18 protein-coding genes are annotated in these 23,106 nt (G+C 57.9%); all 18 read right to left on the reverse strand.

The window, feature by feature from the left end; translation table 11 throughout:
* Nucleotides 1-41: 41 nt before the first annotated feature.
* The 18 genes from AB4N84_RS01430 to AB4N84_RS01515 all read right to left on the reverse strand — a co-directional run bounded on the left by AB4N84_RS01430 (nucleotide 42) and on the right by AB4N84_RS01515 (nucleotide 23,036).
* Entirely contained in the window at nucleotides 42-1,517 is a 1,476-nt protein-coding gene (locus AB4N84_RS01430; protein ID WP_460044936.1) for a sigma-54 dependent transcriptional regulator, read from the reverse strand.
* A 168-nt stretch (nucleotides 1,518-1,685) separates the two neighbouring features.
* Nucleotides 1,686-1,982 carry a flagellar protein FliT gene (gene fliT / locus AB4N84_RS01435; protein ID WP_460044938.1) on the reverse strand — a complete coding sequence of 99 codons (297 nt, stop codon included), beginning with the start codon at nucleotides 1,980-1,982 and terminating at the stop codon, nucleotides 1,686-1,688.
* Between the two features lie 10 nt (nucleotides 1,983-1,992).
* Nucleotides 1,993-2,388, reverse strand: coding sequence for a flagellar export chaperone FliS (gene fliS / locus AB4N84_RS01440; protein ID WP_062386028.1), 396 nt, complete (start codon nucleotides 2,386-2,388; stop codon nucleotides 1,993-1,995).
* Between the two features lie 120 nt (nucleotides 2,389-2,508).
* The gene (fliD, locus tag AB4N84_RS01445) at nucleotides 2,509-3,939 is read right to left on the reverse strand and encodes a flagellar filament capping protein FliD (RefSeq protein WP_460044939.1); all 1,431 of its coding nucleotides are present in this window, start codon (nucleotides 3,937-3,939) and stop codon (nucleotides 2,509-2,511) included.
* A gap of 77 nt (nucleotides 3,940-4,016) precedes the next feature.
* Entirely contained in the window at nucleotides 4,017-4,406 is a 390-nt protein-coding gene (locus AB4N84_RS01450) for a flagellar protein FlaG (RefSeq protein ID WP_460044940.1), read from the reverse strand.
* Between the two features lie 72 nt (nucleotides 4,407-4,478).
* On the reverse strand, nucleotides 4,479-5,327 hold the full coding sequence (locus AB4N84_RS01455; RefSeq protein ID WP_460044942.1) for a flagellin domain-containing protein: 849 nt from the start codon (nucleotides 5,325-5,327) through the stop codon (nucleotides 4,479-4,481).
* A gap of 291 nt (nucleotides 5,328-5,618) precedes the next feature.
* Nucleotides 5,619-6,470 carry a flagellin domain-containing protein gene (locus AB4N84_RS01460; protein ID WP_460044943.1) on the reverse strand — a complete coding sequence of 284 codons (852 nt, stop codon included), beginning with the start codon at nucleotides 6,468-6,470 and terminating at the stop codon, nucleotides 5,619-5,621.
* Nucleotides 6,471-6,833: 363 nt separating this feature from the next.
* Nucleotides 6,834-7,889: an NAD-dependent epimerase/dehydratase family protein gene (locus AB4N84_RS01465; RefSeq protein WP_460044944.1), complete on the reverse strand. Its 1,056-nt coding sequence runs from the start codon at nucleotides 7,887-7,889 to the stop codon at nucleotides 6,834-6,836.
* Between the two features lie 68 nt (nucleotides 7,890-7,957).
* The gene (locus AB4N84_RS01470) at nucleotides 7,958-11,488 is read right to left on the reverse strand and encodes a glycosyltransferase (RefSeq protein WP_460044946.1); all 3,531 of its coding nucleotides are present in this window, start codon (nucleotides 11,486-11,488) and stop codon (nucleotides 7,958-7,960) included.
* Nucleotides 11,489-11,590: 102 nt separating this feature from the next.
* Nucleotides 11,591-12,892 carry an FkbM family methyltransferase gene (locus tag AB4N84_RS01475; RefSeq protein ID WP_460044948.1) on the reverse strand — a complete coding sequence of 434 codons (1,302 nt, stop codon included), beginning with the start codon at nucleotides 12,890-12,892 and terminating at the stop codon, nucleotides 11,591-11,593.
* Between the two features lie 157 nt (nucleotides 12,893-13,049).
* Entirely contained in the window at nucleotides 13,050-14,102 is a 1,053-nt protein-coding gene (locus AB4N84_RS01480) for an FkbM family methyltransferase (RefSeq protein WP_460044949.1), read from the reverse strand.
* A 101-nt stretch (nucleotides 14,103-14,203) separates the two neighbouring features.
* Complete coding sequence (locus AB4N84_RS01485; protein ID WP_460044951.1) at nucleotides 14,204-16,003, reverse strand: thiamine pyrophosphate-binding protein; 1,800 nt, start codon at nucleotides 16,001-16,003, stop codon at nucleotides 14,204-14,206.
* Between the two features lie 32 nt (nucleotides 16,004-16,035).
* A complete protein-coding gene (locus tag AB4N84_RS01490; RefSeq protein ID WP_460044953.1) occupies nucleotides 16,036-18,060 on the reverse strand; it encodes an N-acetylneuraminate synthase family protein in 2,025 nt (674 codons plus the stop codon).
* Nucleotides 18,060-19,382, reverse strand: a complete 1,323-nt coding sequence (rfbH, locus tag AB4N84_RS01495) for a lipopolysaccharide biosynthesis protein RfbH (protein WP_460044955.1) — start codon at nucleotides 19,380-19,382, stop codon at nucleotides 18,060-18,062. The genes AB4N84_RS01490 and rfbH overlap by 1 nt, the downstream gene beginning before the upstream one ends.
* Nucleotides 19,375-20,448 (reverse strand): CDP-glucose 4,6-dehydratase, encoded by a 1,074-nt coding sequence (gene rfbG / locus AB4N84_RS01500; protein WP_460044957.1) that lies wholly within the window; start codon nucleotides 20,446-20,448, stop codon nucleotides 19,375-19,377. Before rfbG ends, rfbH begins: the two co-directional genes overlap by 8 nt.
* Nucleotides 20,430-21,200: a glucose-1-phosphate cytidylyltransferase gene (gene rfbF, locus AB4N84_RS01505; protein ID WP_460044958.1), complete on the reverse strand. Its 771-nt coding sequence runs from the start codon at nucleotides 21,198-21,200 to the stop codon at nucleotides 20,430-20,432. Before rfbF ends, rfbG begins: the two co-directional genes overlap by 19 nt.
* Nucleotides 21,201-21,483: 283 nt before the next feature.
* Nucleotides 21,484-21,744: a hypothetical protein gene (locus AB4N84_RS01510; protein WP_460044959.1), complete on the reverse strand. Its 261-nt coding sequence runs from the start codon at nucleotides 21,742-21,744 to the stop codon at nucleotides 21,484-21,486.
* Entirely contained in the window at nucleotides 21,741-23,036 is a 1,296-nt protein-coding gene (locus AB4N84_RS01515; protein WP_460044960.1) for a motility associated factor glycosyltransferase family protein, read from the reverse strand. The genes AB4N84_RS01510 and AB4N84_RS01515 overlap by 4 nt, the downstream gene beginning before the upstream one ends.
* Nucleotides 23,037-23,106 lie beyond the last annotated feature (70 nt).

The raw sequence follows: 23,106 nt of genomic DNA on the forward strand, positions 1-23,106 counted from the left end.
CTGAGAAATCAGCGGCTTATTTTTAGCGCGTCAAACGAGTGTCAGTCGTCGACCTGATCATCGCCGTCGCGGCGGCTCATGCCGTACTTGCGCATCTTCTCCACCAGCGTGGTGCGGCGGATACGCAAGCGCTCGGCGGCGCGCGCCACGATACCGTTGGCATCGTCCAGCGCCTGCTGAATCAAGCCCTGTTCCAGACCACCGAGGTAATCCTTCAGGTCCAGGCCTTCTGGCGGCAGCATCGCACTGTTGGCGAAGTTGGGCGTGTGACCGTTGATCGCCACGCGCTCTTCCAGATCGCTGCGCAGGCTGTCCACCAGTTGCTCGTCTTCATCATCGACGTAGCGGAATTTCTTCGGCAGCTCGGCAACGCCAATCACGCCGTAGGGGTGCATGATCGCCATGCGTTCCACCAAGTTGGCCAGTTCACGCACGTTGCCCGGCCAGCCGTGGCGGCACAGGGACATGATGGCGGCCGAGTTGAAACGGATAGAACCGCGTTTTTCGTGCTCCATGCGCGAAATCAGCTCGTTCATCAGCAGCGGGATGTCTTCCACGCGCTCACGCAACGGCGCCATTTCGATCGGGAACACGTTCAGGCGGTAATACAGGTCTTCACGGAAGCCACCGGTCTCGATCATGTCTTCGAGGTTTTTGTGGGTCGCTGCAATGATCCGCACATCGACGCTCTGGGTCTTGTTGCTGCCCACACGCTCAAAGGTGCGTTCCTGCAAGACCCGCAGCAACTTGACCTGCATCGGCAACGGCATGTCACCGATTTCATCGAGGAACAGCGTGCCGCCGTTGGCCAGCTCAAAGCGCCCTGCCCGGCTGGTGATCGCGCCCGTGAACGCGCCCTTCTCGTGGCCGAACAGTTCGCTTTCCAGCAGCTCGGCCGGAATCGCGCCACAATTGACGGGCACGAACGGCGCATCGCGACGCTTTGAATGGTAGTGAAGGTTACGTGCAACCACTTCCTTGCCGGTGCCCGACTCGCCCAGAATCAAGACGCTGGCGTCGGTGTCGGCCACTTGCTGCATCATCTGACGCACATGCTGAATCGCGCGGCTGGTGCCGACCAGACTACGGAACAGGTTGGGTTCGCGCTGACGACCCCGCTCACGGGCCTGATCGTACATTTCACGATAGACCTGGGCGCGGTGCAGGGAGTCCAGCAATTTGCTGTAGCTGGGCGGCATCTCGACGGTGGACAACACGCGTCGGCGAAGGTCTTCGGCCAACTCGGAAGAAGAATTTTCGCCCATCAGCAAGACAGGAAGGAACTCATCCCACGCAGCGACGGTCTTAAGCAGCCCTTGAAGACTGCCGGGCGAATTCACCGAGCCGACCAGCACGCAGAGGACTTCTCGAGTGGAGGTCAAAGAACCCACGACTTGCTGCCAGTCAGTGCTGGAGCAGGAGAGGTTCTCATCGCCGAGAAAATTCAGAATCACCGCCATGTCACGGCGGCGCTGGCTATCGTCATCGATCAGCAGAATCTTGATTTCACGCCACATGCAATAGCAACTTCCCTAGTCAACTCGATGCCCATCAGGGGCAAGCTTGGCATTTGTACTGTCCGCAGGACGCTACATCAACCAGAAATTAGTGAACATCACTAGTTAAGTCAAAAAACCGTACACAGTCAATTTTATGGCGCACAAATTTTTCAGATCAACCAAGCGTCAACCAAACAGATGGTAAACCTTTGCAGCGCTTTTCGCTCGCTGGATCTGCGACATTTCATCGACAATTGCCTGACGCTCCCCTGCAGCGATATCGATCAGCTGCCGATACACGCCCAATAACTCTTCCAGATTGCTGCGCACCTCAGGCTCGTCGTCAGTCGCCTCGCGGATGACTTCGTCGACGCAGGCACGGCAAGCCAGATCGAGCTTGCCGATCGCCTCCCAATCTCGCTCGGCGAGGGCACCGACCAAGGCTTCGCGAGTTTCTTCGATTCGCTTGAGTGCAGCACTCATGGTTATCTCCTTACAGCGCTTGCTGCTGATCGCCAATCGCGTCCCAACCTTCCTTCACGGTAGTCAACAAACCGCTGACTTCGTCGAGAATTTTCGGGTCGGTCTTGATGTTGGCTTCCGCCAGACGCTTCATCATGTACACATACAGGTTGTCCACATGGGCCAGGGCCTCTGCCTGCTTCTCCATGTCCAGACCTTCACGCAGGCCACCCACGATCTCGATGGCCTTGCCAATCAACGTGCCCTTGGCGGCCACGTCCTTGCGCTCGATCGCACCTTTGGCCTGGGCGATACGGTCCAGTCCCGCTTCCATCAGCATCTGCACCAGACGGTGCGGCGTGGCCACGGCGGTCTGTGCGTGTGAATTGACCTTCTGATACTGCCGAAGGGCTGCCATCCGGTTCATGTACTTACCTCACACAACTCGAAGTTTCTATATTCAGGGTATCGACACGGCCTTGAGAAACTTTAAGGCCAGATGCCAAAAACCCGGCACTGGGCCGGGTCCTTGTTTTCATTTCAATGATCAGCCACTTTTCTGCGCGTTCAGCGAGTCGAAGAACGACGTAATGCTGGTCGCAGAGGCCTTGAGCTGCCCTACCAGCAAGTCCATGGCGTTGTACTTGGCGGTCAGGGTTGCGGTCAAGTTGGTGACACGCAGGTCCAGCGCAGCTTGCTGGTCCTGCAGATCATTCTGCTGTTTGTTCAGACTCGTGGTACGCGTGTCAAAAATGCCACCCGTCTGGGTATAAGGCGTGATGGCCGCGTTCATGCGCGCAATCAGACCGTTGGAACCGTCGCCGGTGCCGCTGAACAACTGCTGCACGTCGCCGGCCAAGCCCTTGTCCATGGCCGCGGTGAATTTGGTGGCATCAAGCGAGAGGGTGCCGTCTGACTGAGTGGTGGTAATACCCAACTGCGACAACACTGAAAGATTGCCCGTGGCGCCGGTTGTCACCAACTCGTTTCGCATCGCCGACAGGATCGAACGAGGCATCGCATCGCCTGTCAAGGCAGCCGGGGTGACGGTCGCACCGGTTGTCGGGTCCGGGGTATCACTGACGGTGGCCTTGGTCACCGTGGAAATAGCTTTGACCACAGCGTTGTACGAGTCGATAAACGCCTGCAAGGACGTCTTCAGACCATCGGTGTTGGTCGAGACGTTGACAGTCGTTGTTCCCACCGCCGCCAATTGCAGAGAAATACCGCCGAGTGTCTTGTCAATGGTATTGCTCTTGCTGATCACGTTGAAACCATTGATATCGACGTCCGCACTGATCGGCGGGCTACCGATATAACCGGCAGAGGTCGCTGATGCAGTGTTGATCGCCACACCCGATGCAATGGTAAAGCCGGTGATATCACTGCTTGTCGTGATGTCCGAACCCGCACCCGTTGTGCTCGAACCCAACACCATGCGTGAACCGTTGGCGTCGGTGATGATGTTGGCACTGATGTTCGTGGTCTTGGTGTCAGCGTTGATCTGCTTGACGACCGAGGCCAACGTCGCGCCTGTCGGGATCGTGTAGCTTTTGGAAATGCCATTTTGAGTGACGGTCAGATTGCCACTCGGAATAGCACTGTTAGAGCCGCCAGAAAATGCAGCGGTCGCCACACTGGAGCTGGTGGCCAGCTTGTTGATCTTGACGGTGTAGTTACCCGGAACTGCACTGTTGTCGGACGTTACGGTTGCTTTGGTTTCGTCAGACGACTTGGCCGCGTAACCTGCGAATTGCAACGTGCTGGTGGTGCCGGTGGGTGGCTTCAATAATGTCTGAAACGCCGACATCGCCGACTTCAGCGTGCCTATCCCAGAGAGCTTGGTGGTGACCAGCTTGGTTTGTGTAGTGATCTGTGTCTGCTTGGCGAGCTTGTCGGAGTTCACCAGCGCGGTGACGATCTCCCCGATCGCCAGGCCAGATCCCAAGCCGGTTGAAGGGGTGATTGGACTAGCCATTTGTGTCTCCTTTCAGTTTGAGTCAGTCTTTTGACTACGTGCCAGCTCAGAAGAACTGCGTTCACGTTTCATGCCATTTACACTTTTGCGTCGAACAACAGACTGTTTGCATTCTTCAGGCTGTCGGCGATTTTCAGAGCTTCGGCTGACGGCAATTGCCGCACGACTTCGCCCGTTTCAGTGGCAATGACCTTCACGACCACCTGACCGGATCCCTCGTCGATCGAGAACTCCAGATTGCGGCGAACCGACTGAAAGAATTTTTCCATTTCCTGCACAGCTGCTTTCAAGTCTTTTGACTTCTCTTGAGGGTCAGCGTCTTTACTTGTCGCCGTATCCGACTTCGCAGACGCTGCGGGCGCGGAGACGACTTGAGGCGCCACGGCTTGCTTGTCAGCAACCACAGGCACCGTTGGCAACGACTGCACCGCAGGGTAGACCGTGCTCAACCGGTTGCTAATGTCCATGTCCACTCACCTCTAAAAGTAAAAAGCGGGAGAGCACGCAAGCACACTCCCCCGCTAAAACTCTAACCGATATTACTGAAGCAGTTTCAGTACAGCGGATGGCAGCTGGTTAGCCTGGGCCAGAACAGAGGTGGAAGCCTGTTGCAGAGTCTGTTGTTTGGTCAGGTTAGCGGTTTCAGCGGCGAAGTCGGTGTCTTGAATACGGCCCAGTGCAGCGGTGGCGTTTTCGTTGACGTTTTGCAGGTTGGAAATGGTGCTGGTCAGACGGTTTTGCGAAGCACCAAGGTTTGCACGGGTGGCGTTGATCGTTGCCAGAGCAGCGTCAATTGCAGTAATCGCGTTGTCGATGTTGGTGGACGCAGTGGCGCTGGTGCCGGTGATGGCAACTGAACCGCTGGCAACCGACAGAGAGGTGGCGTCGAACTTGGAGCTCAGAACCAGGTCGATGCGGTTGGCCGAACCAGTGCTCGAACCGACTTGCAGGGTCATGGTGCCAGCCGAACCGTCCAGCAGGTTTTTGCCGTTGAGGTTGGTGGAAGCCGAGATACGAGTCAATTCGTCGGACATCTGGCCGAATTCGGCGTTCAGAGCGGTACGGTCAGCAGTGCCGTTAGTGTCGTTTCGCGACTGAACAGCCAGTTCACGCATACGCTGCAGAATGTTGGTCGACTCTTGCAGAGCGCCTTCAGCGGTCTGAGCCATCGAGATGCCGTCGTTGGCGTTCTTGATTGCTACAGTCTGACCACGGATTTGCGAAGTTTCGCGGGTAGCGATCTGCAGGCCGGCTGCGTCGTCTTTAGCACTGTTGATTTTCAGACCGGAAGACAGACGAGTCATCGAAGTCGACAGTGCATCGGAAGCTTTGCCCAGGTTCTTCTGAACAGCCAAGGAAGCTACGTTAGTGTTTACGCCTAAAGCCATGATGAATTCCTCGTTGGTTGGGTACTGCGGCTTTCCGGCCCTGGCAAGCGCCGGGTGTGGCCTAGAGAACCTTCGTAATGTTTATCGTCGTATCTGGAAGGAGCTTGAGGACAATTTGAAAATTTTTTGCCACCAGAGCGCCACCCCTGCTTTTGACGGGGGTTACACAACGTTTCGGCGTGACCTTCGCAATCTTTAACCCGAGCGATAACTTTCTGATTCATATGATTTATTTCTCCGTACACGCCCTCTCACGTGCACGGAGGTCAAGGTTCTGTAGCGGACAGACGGTTACTGAAGCAGCTTCAATACCGCGGCTGGCAGTTGATTGGCCTGAGCCAAGATGGCGGTTGAGGCTTGTTGGAGGGTTTGTTGTTTGGTCAGCTCAGCGGTTTCAGCGGCGAAATCGACGTCCTGGATGCGGCCGCGGGCGGCTTCTGTGTTTTCATTCATGCTCTGCAGATTAGTGACAGTCGAAGAAAGCCGGTTCTGTGAGGCACCCAAACCCGCCCGCGTGGATGTGACAGTCGCCAGTGCGGCGTCGATTGCCACCATAGCGGCGTCTGTATTTGTGTGAGCCTCCGCGACAGTGGCTCCCGAAAGCGCCATCACAGCTGAATCGACACCCAATGAAGCGGCATCAAACTTAGCACTGAGGTCAAGACTGATTCGATCGGCCGCCGTTGTGCCGGTACCTACCTGTAACTCCATATTACCTGCTGAACCATCAAGAAGAGCTCGGCCGTTGAGCTTGGTATTTTGAGAAAGCCGTGTAAGCTCATTGCTCATCAATGCAAACTCATTATTCAGCGCTGTGCGTTGAACGGTCCCGTTAGTGTCATCTCGTGCCTGAGTCGCCAACTCCTTCATCCTGAGCAGAATCTGAGCCGCTTGATCAAGCCCGCCCTCGGCAGCCTGTGCCATGGATACTCCGTTACTCGCATTTCGCAATGCAACCACTTGTCCTCTCACATCGTTGGTCATCATGGTAGCGATTTGCAGGCCGGCAGCGTCATCCTTAGCACTGTTAATACGCAGGCCGGAGGCGATGCGGCTCATGGAAGTACTCAGTGCATCACTGGTACGATTGAGCTTTGTCTGAATCGACAGCGACGCGATATTGGTATTGACGGTTAAAGCCATTTTGAATTCCCTCGTTGATAGAAACGGCAGGTTTTCAAAAATCGGGGAAGTCCATTTCTCCCGGAAAACCTACAGTTTCGTTATCGACGATCAGAAAGCAGGCTTGAGCAACTTAGCGCGAGACAAAACAGTGCCATCACGACATTTGACGGATAATTATCCTGCTAAGTCATTCATATAACTAACAAATAAAAATACTATAAAAATGTGAAGACCGGCATCGACTCCCTACCCTCTAACAGCCTTCCAAGTAGGAAGATTCCGCAACTGTTAAGGCGAAGGCAATGCGCGATCTAAGGATGAGGACGAGCTCGAGTGCGCGTCTTGCGTATCGGCGCGCCAGACCCGACAAAGAAAGGGCAGTCAATCGAAGCTGCGTTGCTCGCGCACCCAGGCAGCCATGCTGTCGATGGAGCGGTCCAGCGATGTCCATACATCGAGGCCCAGCCCCCTTGCCTTTTGGATGTCTGGCACATACCAGGAGCGCACTGGACCGCTGTCAGGACTCCCCAGAATCCGGAGTGGCTTGTGCGGTGCAATTCTTTCGAGCACTTTTTGCGCGAGCTCTGTGATTGTCAGCGCCTGATCTGAGCCCACGTTGTAGGCCTGCCCTGATTGACCGACGATGAGAAGCGTCAGCAGCCAGACGACCAGGTCCCCGGCGTATAGGTAGCTGCGCACCGATTGTCCGCTGGAATTCAGTATCAGTTCCTCGCGCGTGAGCGCATCCCGGACGAAATTGCCGATCGCAAAATGGCCATCAAGTGATAATCCCGGGCCGGCAAAAGCGAAACATCGAGTCAGGATGACGTCGATGCCATGTTGCTTGGCGAAGAGGGCAGCAAGCAGCTCTTGAGCTCGCTTGGCCTCGGCATATGCGCTGTCGGCGCTGGCGCTGTCGCAGCCCTGGAAATCGTCCTCGCGCACCGGTACCCCTGGCGTCAAAGGCCCATACTGAGCACCTGAGCCAGTGAACAGCACGCGCCCGGCCCCGGTTCTCTCGGCCAGTTCAAGCACACTACGGGCCCCCTCAACGATCGTGTCAAATGTGTGCAAACCGTCCGCCTGTCCTGCCGCGGACGTGTCGGTCGCAGCATGCAGGATCAGATCAGGGGCGCGCACGAGCTTGACAGGCGCCAACGCGCGGACATCCCCCTCAAGCCAGGTCACCCAGGCGACGTCGCGATAAAGGGGATATTGCGCGAGAAAACGCTCAGGCGAGCGAGAGACTGCAGTGACTGCAATCTCTGCGCCTCGCGCGTTCATGCCCGCGATGACCGCCAGAAGCCACTTGCCAAAAAAGCCGGTTGCTCCGGTTATCAGCAGATGCTTGCCTGCAAGCTGCGGGACGACGGTGATCCGCTCAAGTGCCAGCTGCACCTGCGTCCGGATCTCTGCCGATGCCAGGTCTACATTCATTGTCATACACTCACGTCAGGCACGAAGGGCAGGCAGACCGAGGCCAGGTACCCCCTCGATCGGCCCAGTCATGTACGCGCCCGGCTTGGGTCAGGCAACCAACTGCTGCTCAACACCTGCAAAGCGTCAGCATTCCACATACCCTCCTGCAGTACCGCCGCGCGTAACGTGATGCCCCGCTGTGCGTTTGCAGCGACATCTGCGATACAGGATTCGATTGCAAACACCCAGTCTGCCGTACCATCGCCTACCACGGTCACCGGCCAATCGCCAACGCAGGATTCTCGATGGCTGCAGATTACGGGCACACCGCAGGCGCCGAACTCCAGCAGGCGCTGCAGCTCACTGGCATGTTCATGAGGCCAGTCGGGCGCCGAAGGGACAACGGCTAAATCCAGGTTCAATGCTGCCAGCTTCCGCGGATATTCCTCGCTGCCAACGGTGGTGTGGACCTCATTGACGAAAGGCCGCAAGGCATCGGGGCATTCGCCCAGAAACACCCAGGTGACCCTGTCAGCCAGCTCACGCACAGTGTCGGCAATGAGTTGAAGCGTATCCTGACGGCCCCGCTCGGACACGTATCCGACCCGCAGCTTGTCGACGCGACCGCGCAAAACACCTTCATTGCCCCAACCCGTCGGCGACAGCCGCGCAGGTACGACCTGAATATCCTGATGCAACCCGCTTAGCGCGCCAGCCATCGACGCGTTGGGAACCACAACCCGGTCAACAAGATCGAAGCACTGCTGCAGAAGGGGTCGCGCATGCGGCCCCAAGTCCGAATTCTGAGTTCCCTTGATTACCTGACCCAGGGCGTCGACCTCAAGCACTGCGAACGTGTCTGTCAGCTCCCTGACCGACTTAAGCCACACAAGCGCCTGGTCGGACAACGGGTATTGCAATACCAGAACGTCCGGAGCGTAGCGGTAGAGCTCGGGTAATGAAGGACGCGACATCACCACTATCCCGTCCACGATTTGCGCAGCCTTTAGCGCCTCGAAGCGTTCGCGCGCCTTTGAGGGGTTAGGCATACCCGGTACAGGACTGACCACCATGACCACTGGCAAAGGCCGCGCGTTCGTGGGTTGCCAGCTCGAGGCAAGGTCCATTTCCAGTTCGAATCCCTTTCCTCTCAACGAAACGTTGGGACTCTGCACAGGATCATTCGAGATCACCGGCAGCCACTTAGCGTAGACGGCTGCGTTGGATTCAGCGCAGAACCGGGTTTCTTTGTCGTCCGTGAACATTACTTTTGCATGCGGCGTCCACACGTTCAGAAAACCGGCCTGCTGCAGCTTGAGACACAGATCGACGTCGGCCCAGATGGCCATTTGCGGAGATTCGTCGAAGCCGCCGACCGACATGAACGATTCACGTCGGACCATCAGGCATTTACCGCTGAGCGCGGAATAGTTCTGATCGACTTGCAGGCGCAGCAGATAACCGGTGTCGTCAGCTGCGATATTGCTGAACGCCGTGCCAGCAGGTCCCTTGAGTCCTAGATGCAGACCAGCGCTGTAAATAGTGCCGTCTGGCTTGACGATCTTGGGGCCGACCGCACCGACTTCCGGACGTAGTCCATGGTTGAGCAGACGTTGCACCCAGTCCCTGCCCAGCACATTGACCTCGGGGTCCAGGAAAATGAGGAACTCACCCAGTGCCTGCAGAGCACCGGCATTGCGCGCCTGCTCAAGGCTGACGTTGACCGGCAGCCGCACGACTCTCATCAATTCGTCACTCACGTGATCGACGTCCGAAAGCCATTGCTCGACAGACGGACTGAATCCTCCTTGATCCAAGAACAGTACCTCATAGTCTTCGTACGCTGCATTTTCCAGCAAGAGTGCCAGACAGAGCTTCATTTTCAGCAGGTCGTCCATCACCGTTAACAGAATACTGACCTTGGGCTGCTGCAAGTGACGGTAATCCAGCTCATTGCTACCAAGGGCTGAACGCTCGACCCGGGCAGACTCAAAGCCGCGAGCGTGCAGGTGTCGCTCGACCACTTGCCGCTCTTCGCCGCGGTCGCCCAACATGGACAGCCCCGACGCCAGAAGCGGTTCGCTGAGATGCGCAATCCCTGAGAACCCCTGCTCTTCGACAAGACGCAAGATGTAATCGAACTCGAATGCTTCGTTGAACCGCTCATCGAAGGTGCCGGCTTGCAGCCAGTTTTCACGTCGGAACAGCCAGTTCGAAACCATCGTCACCGGCAAGCTCAACAGCAGGTCGATATTCAGATTCGGCCGCAGCAGCATGCCAGATTCGCCATCGCTTTGACGCATGATGAGGTCGGAGTAAACCGCACGGTAGGCGTCCGCTCCGATCAGATCCAGCGCCGCCGCTGTCAGTCCATTATCGGTCAGTTCGTCACCGGCACGCAGAATGACAAACCAGTCCGCCACGCATCCGGAAATGGTCTGGTTAATGGCGCCAACCAGATGTTCGTCCTCGAAATGAACCACCTGGACATCGGGATGAGAAAAACCACGAGACGACACCACAACCGGTTTGAGCGCGAGACTGGGACAATGTTGGGCCGCCATGCTGTGCAGGGTTGCCCTCATTCGCTGGCCGGTCGGATCGACATCCGTATCGATAATCACCACCAAAATACACGGGGCAGCCTCAGACCTTAGCCGCTGCTCAATCAACCGTGCTTGAGCCGCCGAAGGTGTTCGCCTGCTCAGCCATTCCTTGATCCTGCCGCCGGCCTTGCGCCGAGTCACTTCAGCGGCAGCCTCTTGAGTGATCCGAATGAAATGATCGAGGGCTGGCCAGAATTCTCTGGATTGTTTCTCAAGACTTTCTCTGAGTAACGGCAATGTCCTGCGTGCGCGGTCAATTTCGTGTGGACTGTCGCCCCACGCAACGCCATGAGAGCCGGTTTCCTGCGCAGAAAAATTCAACGGTGAATCAACGCCGGGAATGACCACTCCGATGCAACCACACAACGCTGCTTCGGCCGACAACGCTGTGGTTGACGCCGAATAGAAAAATTCGCACGTCTGGAAGATATCCACCAATTCTTCCCAGGTGGACGGGAACCCCGTGGTGATGCGAATCGCATCAGGGGGAAGACGCGATTCGTCAACACCCGAACCCGATCGCCCCTGATAGAAGCACACCTTGCCCGAAACACGCTTGGCAGGGTCCGCTGGCGGTCGAAAGACGCTGAGATCGACAGGTTGCAGGAACAGTACGTTCTGCTCAGGCATTCCCGGAAGCAGCAGGCCTTGGGTAAACGCGTACAGAATATCGCGGTCGTCATAACAGCCCTGCCCGCCCACCAGACCCGGGGTATTGAGAAGGTAACGAACCACCACCTCGGATTCGTACGGGTTGCCGTCCACGACTTCAGGGTAAATGACGATCGGCTCGATTCCATCTGCCTTGTGGTAGCCCAGCACCGCGTTGTTCAACGGTGGCGTCATCAACGCCGGGCTGAAGCCATCGGCGGTCACATAGGCTTCCTGACCCGACCTGATCAAAGCATCGCACAGCATGTGAAGTACCCGAATGCCCGCGGAATTTTTGCGGAAATTGGGGGCGAGGATGTAATACGGATTTGGTCGAGACGCATACAGTGAACGTTTCATCAACACCCCGGTGGAACACATCAAAAATTACGAAGAGACGGCCGATCATGACGGGCAAGGGCCTGGACCCCGGCGGCGGGATTCGCACCAGCGATTCATGCATCAATGAAAATACAAGGTAATGTCGTGGAGGATATCGGCGTAGTGGCGGATAGATATTCGGTAGTCCGGGCGAATGGAATCGACTGCGTCAATCAACTTCCAGTAGTCGTCGGCGCGGTGATAGGCACATACCGCCAGCACCGGCTTTTCACGTTGAATCAACGCCCGCGCGCCCAGCAAGGCACGCTCTTCCATGCCCTCGATGTCGAGTTTGAACAAACCGACCTTGCCGTGGACCAGACCGTCGAGACGCACGCCCTGGATGTAGGAAACGACGCTTGGCGAAACCGGCCCGTCGATCTCGTTCGTCACGTTGCAGGACAGCGCCGGGTCGTATTTGAAGCGCGATGGCTGCTGATCCAGCCCCATGTTGAACACCAGCACGTTCTCACGATCACTGAAGCGTTTGAGTGCCTCGTAGTAAGGCGCAAGCTCCGGCTCGAACAGGTAGGCCTGTTCGACAGGACCGAAATGCTGTTCGAGACTGGCCAGCGTATCACCGGTGTAGGCGCCTGCATCGACGAAAAAGCGGGCGTTTTCGGTGCTGACCAAATCCTTGTCGAAGTACTCATCCTGAAAGGCTGACTTGGTCTCCAGCGCCGACCTAATGGACAGCGTCGTACGCATGCCGATCAAACCATTGAAGACCTGACGCGAAGGCTCATCCACCAGACGCAAAAACGTCGAGATGTATCGGTAAGTCTGATCGATGGGTTCATGAACCACGCTGGAGAAATACTTTTCCGGACCATGAGAGGCGTCGGCCGCGTACAGAAACTCGCTCATGTTCAGCACTTTGCGGCATTGGGTGCCCAACTGCTCGATGATTTGGTTGCTGTAGCGACCACTGGCGATGACGATGGTGGCGTCGCTGCAATCCAGATCCGCGGGACCCAATACCGGTGCGCCGTCGAAGATCGTTCCTCGCTTGGCGGCATCATTGTCGATGAAGCCTTTGATGGTGACGCCGACCTGACGCGCTTCCCGGGCAACGTAGGTGCCGACTTTGTAAGCGCCGAAAATGTAGATGCCTTCTTGCAGCCAACGTTGCATCTGGGCCTTGCGCTGGTTCAGAAACGCGCGCAGGTCGTCGCCATGCAGAAGGTTGTAGACGTGCGGGTATTCCTGCAATCGGGAAAGCACATCGAGGTCATCATTAGACCGCACCAACACCGCCTCTTCGACGCTGGCAAGGGGCAAGCCGGACAGACGCACAGGGATGCAGACGCCATCGGGCAGTAACAGCGTATCGGCGTTTTCGCTCGTCAAAGCCGCTTTTCCGGAAACCAGTTTGAAACTCATAACGCCTGCCCTCAATCTGCATGAAGGCCTGTTGATGGCCCTCAATGCTGTTAACAATTAATCGCTGTGTGCGTCATCCAGGCTGGCGAACTTTTCAGGATCATTACGCAATCGCGCAGCGACCTTCGCAGCAAGCATGCCCCATGCAGTGCAACGTTTACGGTTGCGGCGCCATCGCATACAGCACGGTCTCGAAGGAACTGTGCGCGTGACAGCGCAAATAAAACTCATACCCGAGCCCATACCCGTCGATCTGCTCGAAGATGCTCCAGAGATGATCGGCACGGTGATAGACGCTGATCGCAAGATGGGGTCGATAGCGCCGCAGAAGTCCGAGCGCACCCTCAAGCGCGGCAGGCTCTTCACCTTCGATGTCCATCTTGATGAGGTTGGGTACGAAACCCGGCAAAGCATCGTCCAGACGCACGCACGTGACCCGCTCGCCCCCAGAGTCCACCAGATGTCCGCCTTGCCCTAATGAGCCGTCAAAACCGACGTGCCTGTTGCCGTCGGACACGCCGCAAGGAAAATTCATCGCATTGACGTCACTGAGCACACGCACAAGCGCCTGGTAGTTGACCAAGTTCGGCTCGAACGTCGCCACGGCCTCGAAGGTGAAGCCGTCAGCGCGCATGGCCTGGACTGTATCACCGGTGTAGGCGCCGCAATCGATGAAACGCAACGGTTGAGGCCATGCCGGGAGGTCGTGCGGGTAGTACTGCTGTGGGACCGGGGGATTCAGGACATAGTCGCCGTGGGTTCTGAAGGCAACGATGCGGTCGAGCAGATCACGGCTGGCATCGTCCGCCAGACGAGCGCGCATCGCCGCCACACGGTCGCTGTGTCGTTCGAGAAAACGCGGATCCACCAGCCAGAAACGAAATGGCTGATCGTCAGGGTAATGCCGTACGAACTCCACGATGCTGACCACACGGCGGTAGCCCAGCTGCTTGAGCTGCTCGACCACCTCCCCGACATCCACACCGCTGTTGAACAACCCGATGAACACACAGGCGTGAGCCGGATCGTGAAGCTCTGCCCATTGAGCGGCAGTCGTGACTGCGAGACCTGCTCCTGGCTTCAACGCGGTGTTCCGGTCCAGAAACCCGGACACCTCGACGCCACGGTCCGACAGGTAGGCCTGAACCTGTTGGCCAGCCAGCCCGGCACCGTATACCAGGACGTGATCGAAACATTGCTCATCAAACATGGGACTCTCCCGAACTGAAGGCATCCGCGCCCGGCTTCGATGGCGTTGGCCGACGGTCGTCAGTCGGCACTCGTGGACAGCGCAGCCAACCTTTCGCCATCTCAAACGATCTCTTCATTGAGCATCTGCTGCTCGAACTCATCGCGCGGCAGGAACGGGTACAGATCCTCCAGAGCGCCTGTCACCGGCTTGCCCTGCTCGTTGATACGGGTCATTACACGTGGCACGCGTGCTTCGTCGACCTGAACCATGACTTCACAAATCACCGGACCACTTCGCTCGAGCACGTCAAGCAAGGTGCTATCCAACCCGGCGTGAGCGTCGATACGGGCGTAACCGACACCGTAAGCGGCGGCCAGTTGTTCCAGTTGCGGCAGAGCAAGACCACTTGTCGCGTCGGCGCCAACCAGCAGCTTGAAATGCGCGTTTTGAGAAGTACGAATTGAGGCGTAACCCTGGTTGTTGATGACGAAGCATTTGACCGGCAGGTTTTGCCCGGCCAGGGTCGCCAGCTCCTGAATGTTCATCTGCAGACCGCCGTCACCTTCCACACAGATGGTTTGCCTGCGCCCTGAGGCCAGGCAGGCGCCGATGGCAGCAGGAATACCAAACCCCATGGAGCCGGTGCCCCGATTGTGGAAGCAGCGTTGACCTTTCTTTAGGCGGATATTGAGCAAAAACAGTTCGGCGGCGAATCCGGAGCTTCCGGGCGCAATCACATCCCCTTCTTTCAAGAACGTGGAGAGCCGATCGGTGAAGTGGTACATGCTCACACCATCGGTGTCATCGCTATGCTCGGGTTGCAGCAGGGGGTAGCGAACGCGCCAGTTGTCGATGCGGGCCTGCCACGCCGAGTAGGCAGGCAGCGGTTGCACCTCAATGGTGGCGCGCAATGCCTCAATGAAGGGCTTGACGTCACTGACGACTGGCACATCGATCGGCATTTGCAGTTTGGCTATTTCGGCAGGATCGATATCGACCACGACCTTTTTCGCACCCGGTGCAAAATGCGCGTGGTTGTAAGCCGTCAACGCCATGTCCAGACGCGACCCCAGCACGATCAGCAGATCGCAGTTCTGCAGGGTGAAATTCGCCCAGCGCGGCGCAATCGAACCCGGTCGGCCGCCATACAGGGGATGATCATCTTCGATGAGGTCCATCGCCAGCCACGTGGGCATGACGGGAATACCCGCCCGCTCGACCAGACGGGTAAAGGCCTCAACCGCACCGGCCATGCGGATGCCGCTTCCCGCGATAATGCCAGGACGTTTGGCGCTCAGAAGCAACGCCAGGGTACGCGCGACGGGTTCGCTGAGGTCCGGCGCGGCGGCGACAGGCGGCAATGTTGCGCGACGTAACCTGGACGGATCGATCTGCACAGCCTGGACATCCAGCGGCACGTCAAGCCAGACCGGACCACGACGGCCTGTCAATGCAGCGTGTTCGAGTTCATCGAAAACCTCCGCGACCGCCTCGGGATCGGTCAGCGTCACCGCTTTCTTGGTGATCGAAGAAACGATCGAAACGATATCGGCTTCCTGCACGCCCAGCATTCGCAGGCCTGTATCGGCTTTGAGGTCAGCAGTCTTGACCTGACCCGAGATGAAAAAGACCGGCGTCGAATCGAGCCAGGCTCCCAGCGTGGCAGTCACGGCGTTGGTGGCGCCCGGCCCGCAGGTCGTCATACATGCACTGGGCAGACCTGACAGTTTGCTCGCAGCCTCGGCTGCGACACCGCAGGCTTGTTCGTGCAGGCACAGGATCGGCTCCAGGTCGGGATGACGGCCCAGGGCATCATTCAAATGCATGGCGCCCCCGCCTGGCAGGAAAAACACCTGCTTGATGCCCAGTTTCGCCAACCTGTTCATGATGTAATCAGCAACCCGCATGGTGGTACTCATATCGAAAAATCCAATGTGCAGAGCCGCTCGGCTCAATTCAATGAGTGCAGGAATTCAAGCGCCGCCCAAAAACCGGCACCGTGATCTTTGTGACCCTGCCAAACCTCTGGAATGAAGCTGGTGGTCGGGTAACGCTTGAGCTGGGTCCAGGTCGCAGCCCAGTCGACGTCGCCGGTGCCCATCAGCACGCCCTCGCCATTACTGCCCTTGGCGTCGGCCACATGCAGGTGTGCGGTGTGCGGCAACAAACGCTCAAGTTCCTGTTGAAAATCCAGCCCAAAATGGAAACAGGTCATCTGCAAGTGCGACAGATCCAGGCACAGGCGCAGTCCCAGCACCTGGGCCTGCTCGGCCAGCTCGTTCGGCGCCATGAAAATGTTCTGATAACGCTGCCCGCCAAAATGCCAGGGGAATGGAGGCATGTTTTGCGGAATCAACTCGCAACGACCGAAATCCACCTGCGCACAGGACGCCTTGAAGCGGTGATACAACTCCGCCCGATGTTCTACCGGCAAAGGCTTATCGGCCGAAAAACCGCCAACATTCGCCACGATGAGCAAAGAATCCGCATTTGGGAAATATTCGGCGATCTGATGTGTGACATCGACGATGCGCTGGATATTGGCGATGGAACGCTGACGGTACTCCAGGTCATCGGACACCAGGTTCAGCAGTTCGCTGTTCTCGAAAAGTTCGGGCGCGTGCACGACCAGACGCGAGCACTGCACATTTTTCAGATACGGAGTCGGATCGACGCTGAGATCGCGGTACGACAGGTGGAACTCGAACAGGTCGGGCTTGATCCATTCTTCGTACTGGCGGAAATCGTGATACCGCACCGGCACGCCCCACGGAATCGGCATCTCGAAGTTGCGACGCACCTCTTCCTGCTCGATTAGGTCGCTGTCGAACAGAAAATTACTCTGAGCGATCCGTCTCCCGGCCTTTCTGCCCAGCAGATCGCTCAAGCGATAAGGCGCCAGTCCCTGACCAGGACTGGCGACGCGCAACATATTTTCGGTAAAGACTTCACCCGGTTCGATATCCCGCGCCGCAATGACACTTTTGCCGAGGTTTTCCCGGTTCAATAATTCGCCCTGGCTGGCGTGACGCTTGCGCCCGGTGCTCGAAAGGGCTTTCTCCACCTGGCGGATACCATCGACCATGTGCCGGAACTCGACGGGCTCAAGGCTTGCCAGATGATCGGGCCCCTCCATCCCCCGGTCCAGCGTGATGTGCCGTTCGATGATCTTTGACCCCAACGCAACCGCTGCGATGCTGATAGCCGTACCGCGCTCGTGCCCCGAATAGCCGATCAGATCATGCATTTCGCGCAGACGGTTGAGATACCCCAGCTGGATATCGCTTTCAGGCGCAGGATAGGTGCTGTTGCAATGCAGCAAGGCGAATGGCACGCCCAGCCCTTTCAGTTGAGCGACCGCGCGTATGATTTCGTGGTCGAGCGACATACCAGTGGAGACGATCAGCGGTTTGCCCAGGCTCGCGGCCTTTGCGATCAGATAAGGATTACACAGATCCGCAGAGGCGATTTTCAACGCCGGCACGTCAAAACCTGCCAGAACGTCAACACTTGGCTCATCCCAGGGCGTGCAAATGTAACTGATGCCCTTTTGCGCGCAATACGCACGAATCTGTTCGTGGTCATGAAGGTCCATCTCAACCTTGTCGAGTAGGTCCTGGATGTATTCCACGCCCAGGTCTTCGGCCCGAGAACCATCAGCCTTGCGCCGGTACAAGGCTTCACGGTTGCGCAACTGGAACTTCACGCAATCGGCGCCTGCCTCGATCGAGACATCGACCAGCCGGCGTGCGAGCTCCAGTGAACCGTTATGGTTATTTCCGATCTCGGCGATGATGAACGTGCGGTCTGCGCCGATGACAAAATCGTCGATCTTGAAAAGATGCTCCTGCGCAGCGTCTGTTTTATCCAGCGTCATGGCATTGGGCTTGACGCGAAGGGGAGCCAAGGTCAACCGATGCTGGTAAGTCGGCTGATTGCTGTCAGTTGACGCTGGAATGACCGGATAAGTACCCATTACGACCTCAGTCCGAAGAAGTGTTCAAGACAACGCGCCACATGTTCCAGGTGCTCTTCGCCCAATCCTGGCCATACCCCCACCCAAAAGGTGTCGTGCATGATTTTGTCGGTGACGGTCAGTTCGCCGCTGATGCGGTAGTTGCGTCCGGTCATATAAGGCTGGCGCACAAGATTGCCAGCGAACAACAGCCGGGTATTGATGCGCTGAGCATCGAGGTACTGCAGTAATTCCACTCGCTTGATCCCGCAACCATCTCGCAGCGTCAACGGGTAACCGAACCAGGAAGGCTCGCTGTTGGGGGTCGCCTGCGGCAGTATCAGAAAGTCGTTGCAAGTTGCCAGCCGTGTGCTCAGCCAGTCGAAATTACGCTTACGGGCGACAATGAAATCGTCCAGACGATCCATCTGGGCCAATGCACAGGCCGCCTGCATGTCAGTAATCTTGAGGTTGTAGCCCAAGTGCGAATAGGTGTACTTGTGGTCGTAACCTTCAGGCAGGTCGCCCTTCTGCTGGCAGAAGCGCTGCTTGCAGGTATTGTCCTGGCCGGGTGGGCAATAGCAATCGCGGCCCCAGTCGCGGAACGACTCCATGATCCGGCTCAACAGCGGGCTATTGGTGAACACCGCTCCGCCCTCACCCATCGTGATGTGATGCGCGGGGTAAAAACTCAGCGTACCGATGTCACCGAACGTTCCCACCATCTGGCCGTTGTACGTCGAACCCAGCGCGTCGCAGCAGTCTTCGATCAACCACAGTTCGTACTTGTCGCACAGGGCCCGGATCACGCTCAGATCGAAGGGGTTGCCCAGTGTGTGGGCTAACATGATGGCTTTTGTCTTGGGGGTGATGGCAGCCTCGATTTTCGCCGGGTCGATGTTGTAGGTGGGCAACGTGATGTCGACGAACACGGGCACTGCGCCAAATTGCAGGATCGGGTTGACCGTGGTCGGAAAACCCGCGGCGACACCGATGACCTCATCACCTGGCTTGATCGCACGATCACCCAGACGTGGCGAGGTCAATGCGGAGAACGCCACCAGGTTGGCGGACGACCCCGAATTGACCGTCAGTACGCTGCGGCGGCCCAGGTATTGCTCAAGGCGTTTCTCAAAGGCATCGTTGAAGCGCCCGGTGGTCAGCCAGCCGTCGAGCACAGCGTCCGTCATCGACTGCAGCTCGCCTGCACCGATGACTTTTCCCGCCGGAGGAACGGTGGTCTCGCCAGGGACGAACACGTGCGAGCGGTACTGCAGTTGTGCGTATTCCCCCACCAGCTCGATGATGTGTTGACGCAGTTGCTGCGAAGTCCTGTCACTCATGGGTTGAGCCCTGGTAGTCCGCGATCTGTGCGCGGGTGAAGGTGTGCATGTCACGTTGGTCTTGCCAGGCCATGTGCCAGTCCAGCGTGCGTTGCAGTGATTCGCGCAGTGACCAGCGCGGTTGCCAGCCCAGCAACTGCCGGGCCTTGCTCGAGTCCAGTGCCAGAATGCCGGCCTCATGGGGGTGCGCCTGTGGATCGACGCTCCAGCGCACAGGGTTTGGCCACCGTTGCGCCAATTCACTGACGATGGTCTGCACCGTAGCGACGCTTGAGCTGTCCGGCCCGAAATTCCAGGCTTGCGCATATTTCTCGGGTTCCTCAAATAGCCCCTGGGCCAGCATCAGATAGCCCATCAGGGGTTCGAGCACGTGTTGCCAAGGCCGCGTCGCCTGGGGATAACGCAAGACCACCTGCTCGCCGCTCTGCCAGGCACGCAAGATATCCGGCACCAGACGCTCGGCAGACCAGTCACCGCCGCCGATGACATTGCCCGCGCGCGCCGTGGCCAGCGCCACCTGAGACTCACGGAAGAACGAATCGCGGTAGGAAGCGCAAACCAGTTCCACGCAGGCCTTGCTGTTGCTGTAAGGGTCGAAACCACCGAGCACATCCTGTTCGCGGTAAGGCCAGAACCACTCACGGTTCTCGTAACATTTGTCGGTGGTCACCACGACCAAGGCGCGCGCACTGGGGCAGTGACGCACGGCTTCAAGCAGGTTGACGGTGCCCATGACGTTGGTGGCGTACGTTTGCGCGGGGTTGCGGTACGCCTCCCGGACCAGTGGCTGAGCTGCCAGGTGCAAAACGATCTGCGGCTCGAATGCCCGAACGGCACGGTTGAGTACCTCTGCATCGGTGATGTCCGCAAGATCACCTGTCACACGCTGACCGAGCCCGGCAACGCTCCAGAAGGAAGGTGTCGCTCCGGCAGGTAATGCATAGCCGCGGACGTCGGCACCCAATTGCTGGAGCCACACGGCGAGCCAACCACCCTTGAAACCGGTATGTCCGGTGAGCAGGACCCTCTTGTTCGACCAGAACGCTTTCAACGCCAGAGCATCCATTCCGCCTGCCCGCTGTTCCAGCGCTCCTCGAGGAAAACACGGTCGCGCATCGTGTCCATAGGCTGCCAGAAACCTTCATGAAAATGGCTCATCAACTGCCCTTGCGCCGCCAGCTGACGCAGCGGTTGGGCCTCCCAGGTGATCGCATCGCCCTCGATACACTCCAGTGCCGCAGGTTCGAGTACGAAGAAGCCGCCATTGATCCAGCTGCCATCTCCACGAGGCTTTTCTTGAAAGCCGCGCACGCAAGCGCCCTCCAGCTCCAGGGCACCGAAACGCCCGGGCGGCTGTACGGCAGTGACAGTGGCCAGCTTGCCGTGTTGACGATGAAAGCGAATCAGCTCGGAAATATTGACGTCGCTGACACCGTCGCCATAGGTGAAGCAGAAACTCTCGCCGTCAAGATAATCGGCCACACGCCTGAGTCGACCACCGGTGCCGGTGCTTTCTCCGGTATCGACCAGCGTGACACGCCAAGGCTCGGCGTGGCGCTGGTGAATGTGCATTTGATTTTCCGCCATGTCGAACGTCACGTCCGACATGTGCAGGAAGTAGTTGGCGAAGTATTCCTTGATGAGGTAACCCTTGTACCCCAGGCAAATCACAAAATCGTTGATGCCATGGTGAGAGTAGATCTTCATGATGTGCCAAATGATCGGTTTACCGCCGATTTCGATCATGGGCTTGGGCTTGAGATGAGATTCCTCGCTGATGCGAGTCCCGAGTCCCCCGGCCAGAATGACTGCCTTCATGTGCTTCTCTCAAAAAATCCAACTGCCTAGACATCAACTGATTGCCTCTTATCGCCATGGCGCTCCGGCACTGGGAACACCCGATACGTCAGAGGTACGTCGGTTCGAGACGACGCCAATAAGTCGGCGATTCCATCGACGATTTTGCCGCCCACTGACCCTTGAGCAACATTCGTACCATTTTCGACTTTCAAGATGAGGCAGCGGGGGCAGCGGGGCGAGGACGGCTGATTGTCCTGGCGGCTGTCCGGGGGAGAAGGAGATTATGTGACCGGCAGGATTATCAAGCAGCCTCTAACAGCCCGACAAACTCCACTTCCAACCAGTCCGCCACACCTAACCAGTCCTGCCGTTCCTGGCAGCGCAAGAGTTCAGTCAAGACCTGCGTCCATTGAGCCGTCTGCTCGGGCGCTAACCGGGTTGAGAGCGGCATGGCGATATCGATCAGTTCGACCATGTTCAACGCAGCTTCAATATCGCGCCCTAGGCGAAACAGGCGGGCGCAGTGCTCTGCGTCGGCAATGATTTGAGCATTGGAGGTCATGGCGCGGTCCACTCCGGGTCGAACTCGGTGCCGGCGATGAGGGCACCGTCGCGGCTGGTGTTGAAAACTCGCACCTCAGGGTGCTGGACGATGTAGCGCTCCAGTTCAATGAGGTAGCTGCGAAAGTTGAGCTGCGTTTTGACCTTGTTGCCGCGACCGTCAAGCACCCAATGCCTGGCGATGCTCATTTCAGGCCCCAGATCGCCGTCCTGCCAGCCGGTGTGGGTTTTGCCGCCCGGGAAGGCGAAGTCGGCGCCAAACAGGATGATGCGCGTCGCGCCCATTTTCACCGCGAGGTCGATGGCCGGGTGAATCACGCTGCCCCCCACATGCAAGTTGGCGCGCGGGACCTGCTGACGAATTCGCGAGTAGACCGGGCTGGAGGAATAGCCGACGTAGCGCGGTCCTTGCCATGCCTGAAGCATCGCAGCGTCCTGACGTGGCAGGTAGACCAATGCGATGCCTTGAGTATCGTCAGCAGGCAAATGACGGGAGGTGATGCGGTGGTCGATGCTGACCACCAGATCCGGCTTGATCCCTTGCTTGCGCAGTGGCACATACGCGGTGTCGACACAGATGAACAGCGGCCGATCAGCACGCTCAAAGGTGCTCGACAAGCGCGGCAGGTGCTGCTGCAGGCTCGGACCCGTGGCGATGACAAACACGTCTCGCCCGGCCTGAGTACCAAAAAGCGCCGCGACGTCGATGTCGCTCTCCAACAGCGGTCTGCCCTGCTCCAGTCGCCGGACGTTTTCCGGGTTGTCGGGCGAAAACTCCTGATTATTGAAATCGACATGCACTTCACTGACCAGACGATCGCGGATTCGCGCATTGGCATCGTCGGCCAGCACCAGCTCGGCGGGCAGCGCGAAGAACGGTAGCTGGATTTCCGTACGTGCATCGGCGTAGTCCAGCACCACGCGGGGGTCGCTGAACCAGTCACTTTGCTCAAGCAATTGCATCACCAGGGCGAACAGCGCGCCATTGAGGATGTGCACATGCAGCTGCTGCAGACGGTCGCAGGCCAAGAGCACGCGCTGCAAATCACCCAGGCCTGTGCCGTAGAGGTGAATCACGGGACTCTCTGCAGGAAGGCTGTCCGCCTGTATCTGCGCTTCGGCGAGACGGTCGTGGCGGCTGGTGAGCTGGATGCCCGCAACGCTCAGGGTCGAGCCTTGTCCTTCGAGCACTTGAGCCGGGACAGAGGATGGATCTTCGCCGGACAGGCGCTGCATGACTGCGGGCCAGCGTTCGGCCACAACGGCGCTGTTGCGCTGATAAATCTCGTCCACCGCGACTGTCCTTATAAAAACGGGAGAAATGAAAACGGCGACCTGAAATCCAGTGTCGCCGTTTGTGTGG

The organism is Pseudomonas sp. S2_H01, assembly GCF_054668305.1.

Excerpts from the sequence above, each read along its gene's own strand:
- AB4N84_RS01430 (WP_460044936.1), bottom strand. The coding sequence starts at position 1,517 with ATGTGGCGTGAAATCAAGATTCTGCTGATCGATGACGATAGCCAGCGC.
- fliT (WP_460044938.1), bottom strand. The coding sequence starts at position 1,982 with ATGAGTGCTGCACTCAAGCGAATCGAAGAAACTCGCGAAGCCTTGGTC.
- fliS (WP_062386028.1), bottom strand. The coding sequence starts at position 2,388 with ATGAACCGGATGGCAGCCCTTCGGCAGTATCAGAAGGTCAATTCACAC.
- fliD (WP_460044939.1), bottom strand. The coding sequence starts at position 3,939 with ATGGCTAGTCCAATCACCCCTTCAACCGGCTTGGGATCTGGCCTGGCG.
- AB4N84_RS01450 (WP_460044940.1), bottom strand. The coding sequence starts at position 4,406 with ATGGACATTAGCAACCGGTTGAGCACGGTCTACCCTGCGGTGCAGTCG.
- AB4N84_RS01455 (WP_460044942.1), bottom strand. The coding sequence starts at position 5,327 with ATGGCTTTAGGCGTAAACACTAACGTAGCTTCCTTGGCTGTTCAGAAG.
- AB4N84_RS01460 (WP_460044943.1), bottom strand. The coding sequence starts at position 6,470 with ATGGCTTTAACCGTCAATACCAATATCGCGTCGCTGTCGATTCAGACA.
- AB4N84_RS01465 (WP_460044944.1), bottom strand. The coding sequence starts at position 7,889 with ATGAATGTAGACCTGGCATCGGCAGAGATCCGGACGCAGGTGCAGCTG.
- AB4N84_RS01470 (WP_460044946.1), bottom strand. The coding sequence starts at position 11,488 with ATGAAACGTTCACTGTATGCGTCTCGACCAAATCCGTATTACATCCTC.
- AB4N84_RS01475 (WP_460044948.1), bottom strand. The coding sequence starts at position 12,892 with ATGAGTTTCAAACTGGTTTCCGGAAAAGCGGCTTTGACGAGCGAAAAC.
- AB4N84_RS01480 (WP_460044949.1), bottom strand. The coding sequence starts at position 14,102 with ATGTTTGATGAGCAATGTTTCGATCACGTCCTGGTATACGGTGCCGGG.
- AB4N84_RS01485 (WP_460044951.1), bottom strand. The coding sequence starts at position 16,003 with ATGAGTACCACCATGCGGGTTGCTGATTACATCATGAACAGGTTGGCG.
- AB4N84_RS01490 (WP_460044953.1), bottom strand. The coding sequence starts at position 18,060 with ATGGGTACTTATCCGGTCATTCCAGCGTCAACTGACAGCAATCAGCCG.
- rfbH (WP_460044955.1), bottom strand. The coding sequence starts at position 19,382 with ATGAGTGACAGGACTTCGCAGCAACTGCGTCAACACATCATCGAGCTG.
- rfbG (WP_460044957.1), bottom strand. The coding sequence starts at position 20,448 with ATGGATGCTCTGGCGTTGAAAGCGTTCTGGTCGAACAAGAGGGTCCTG.
- rfbF (WP_460044958.1), bottom strand. The coding sequence starts at position 21,200 with ATGAAGGCAGTCATTCTGGCCGGGGGACTCGGGACTCGCATCAGCGAG.
- AB4N84_RS01510 (WP_460044959.1), bottom strand. The coding sequence starts at position 21,744 with ATGACCTCCAATGCTCAAATCATTGCCGACGCAGAGCACTGCGCCCGC.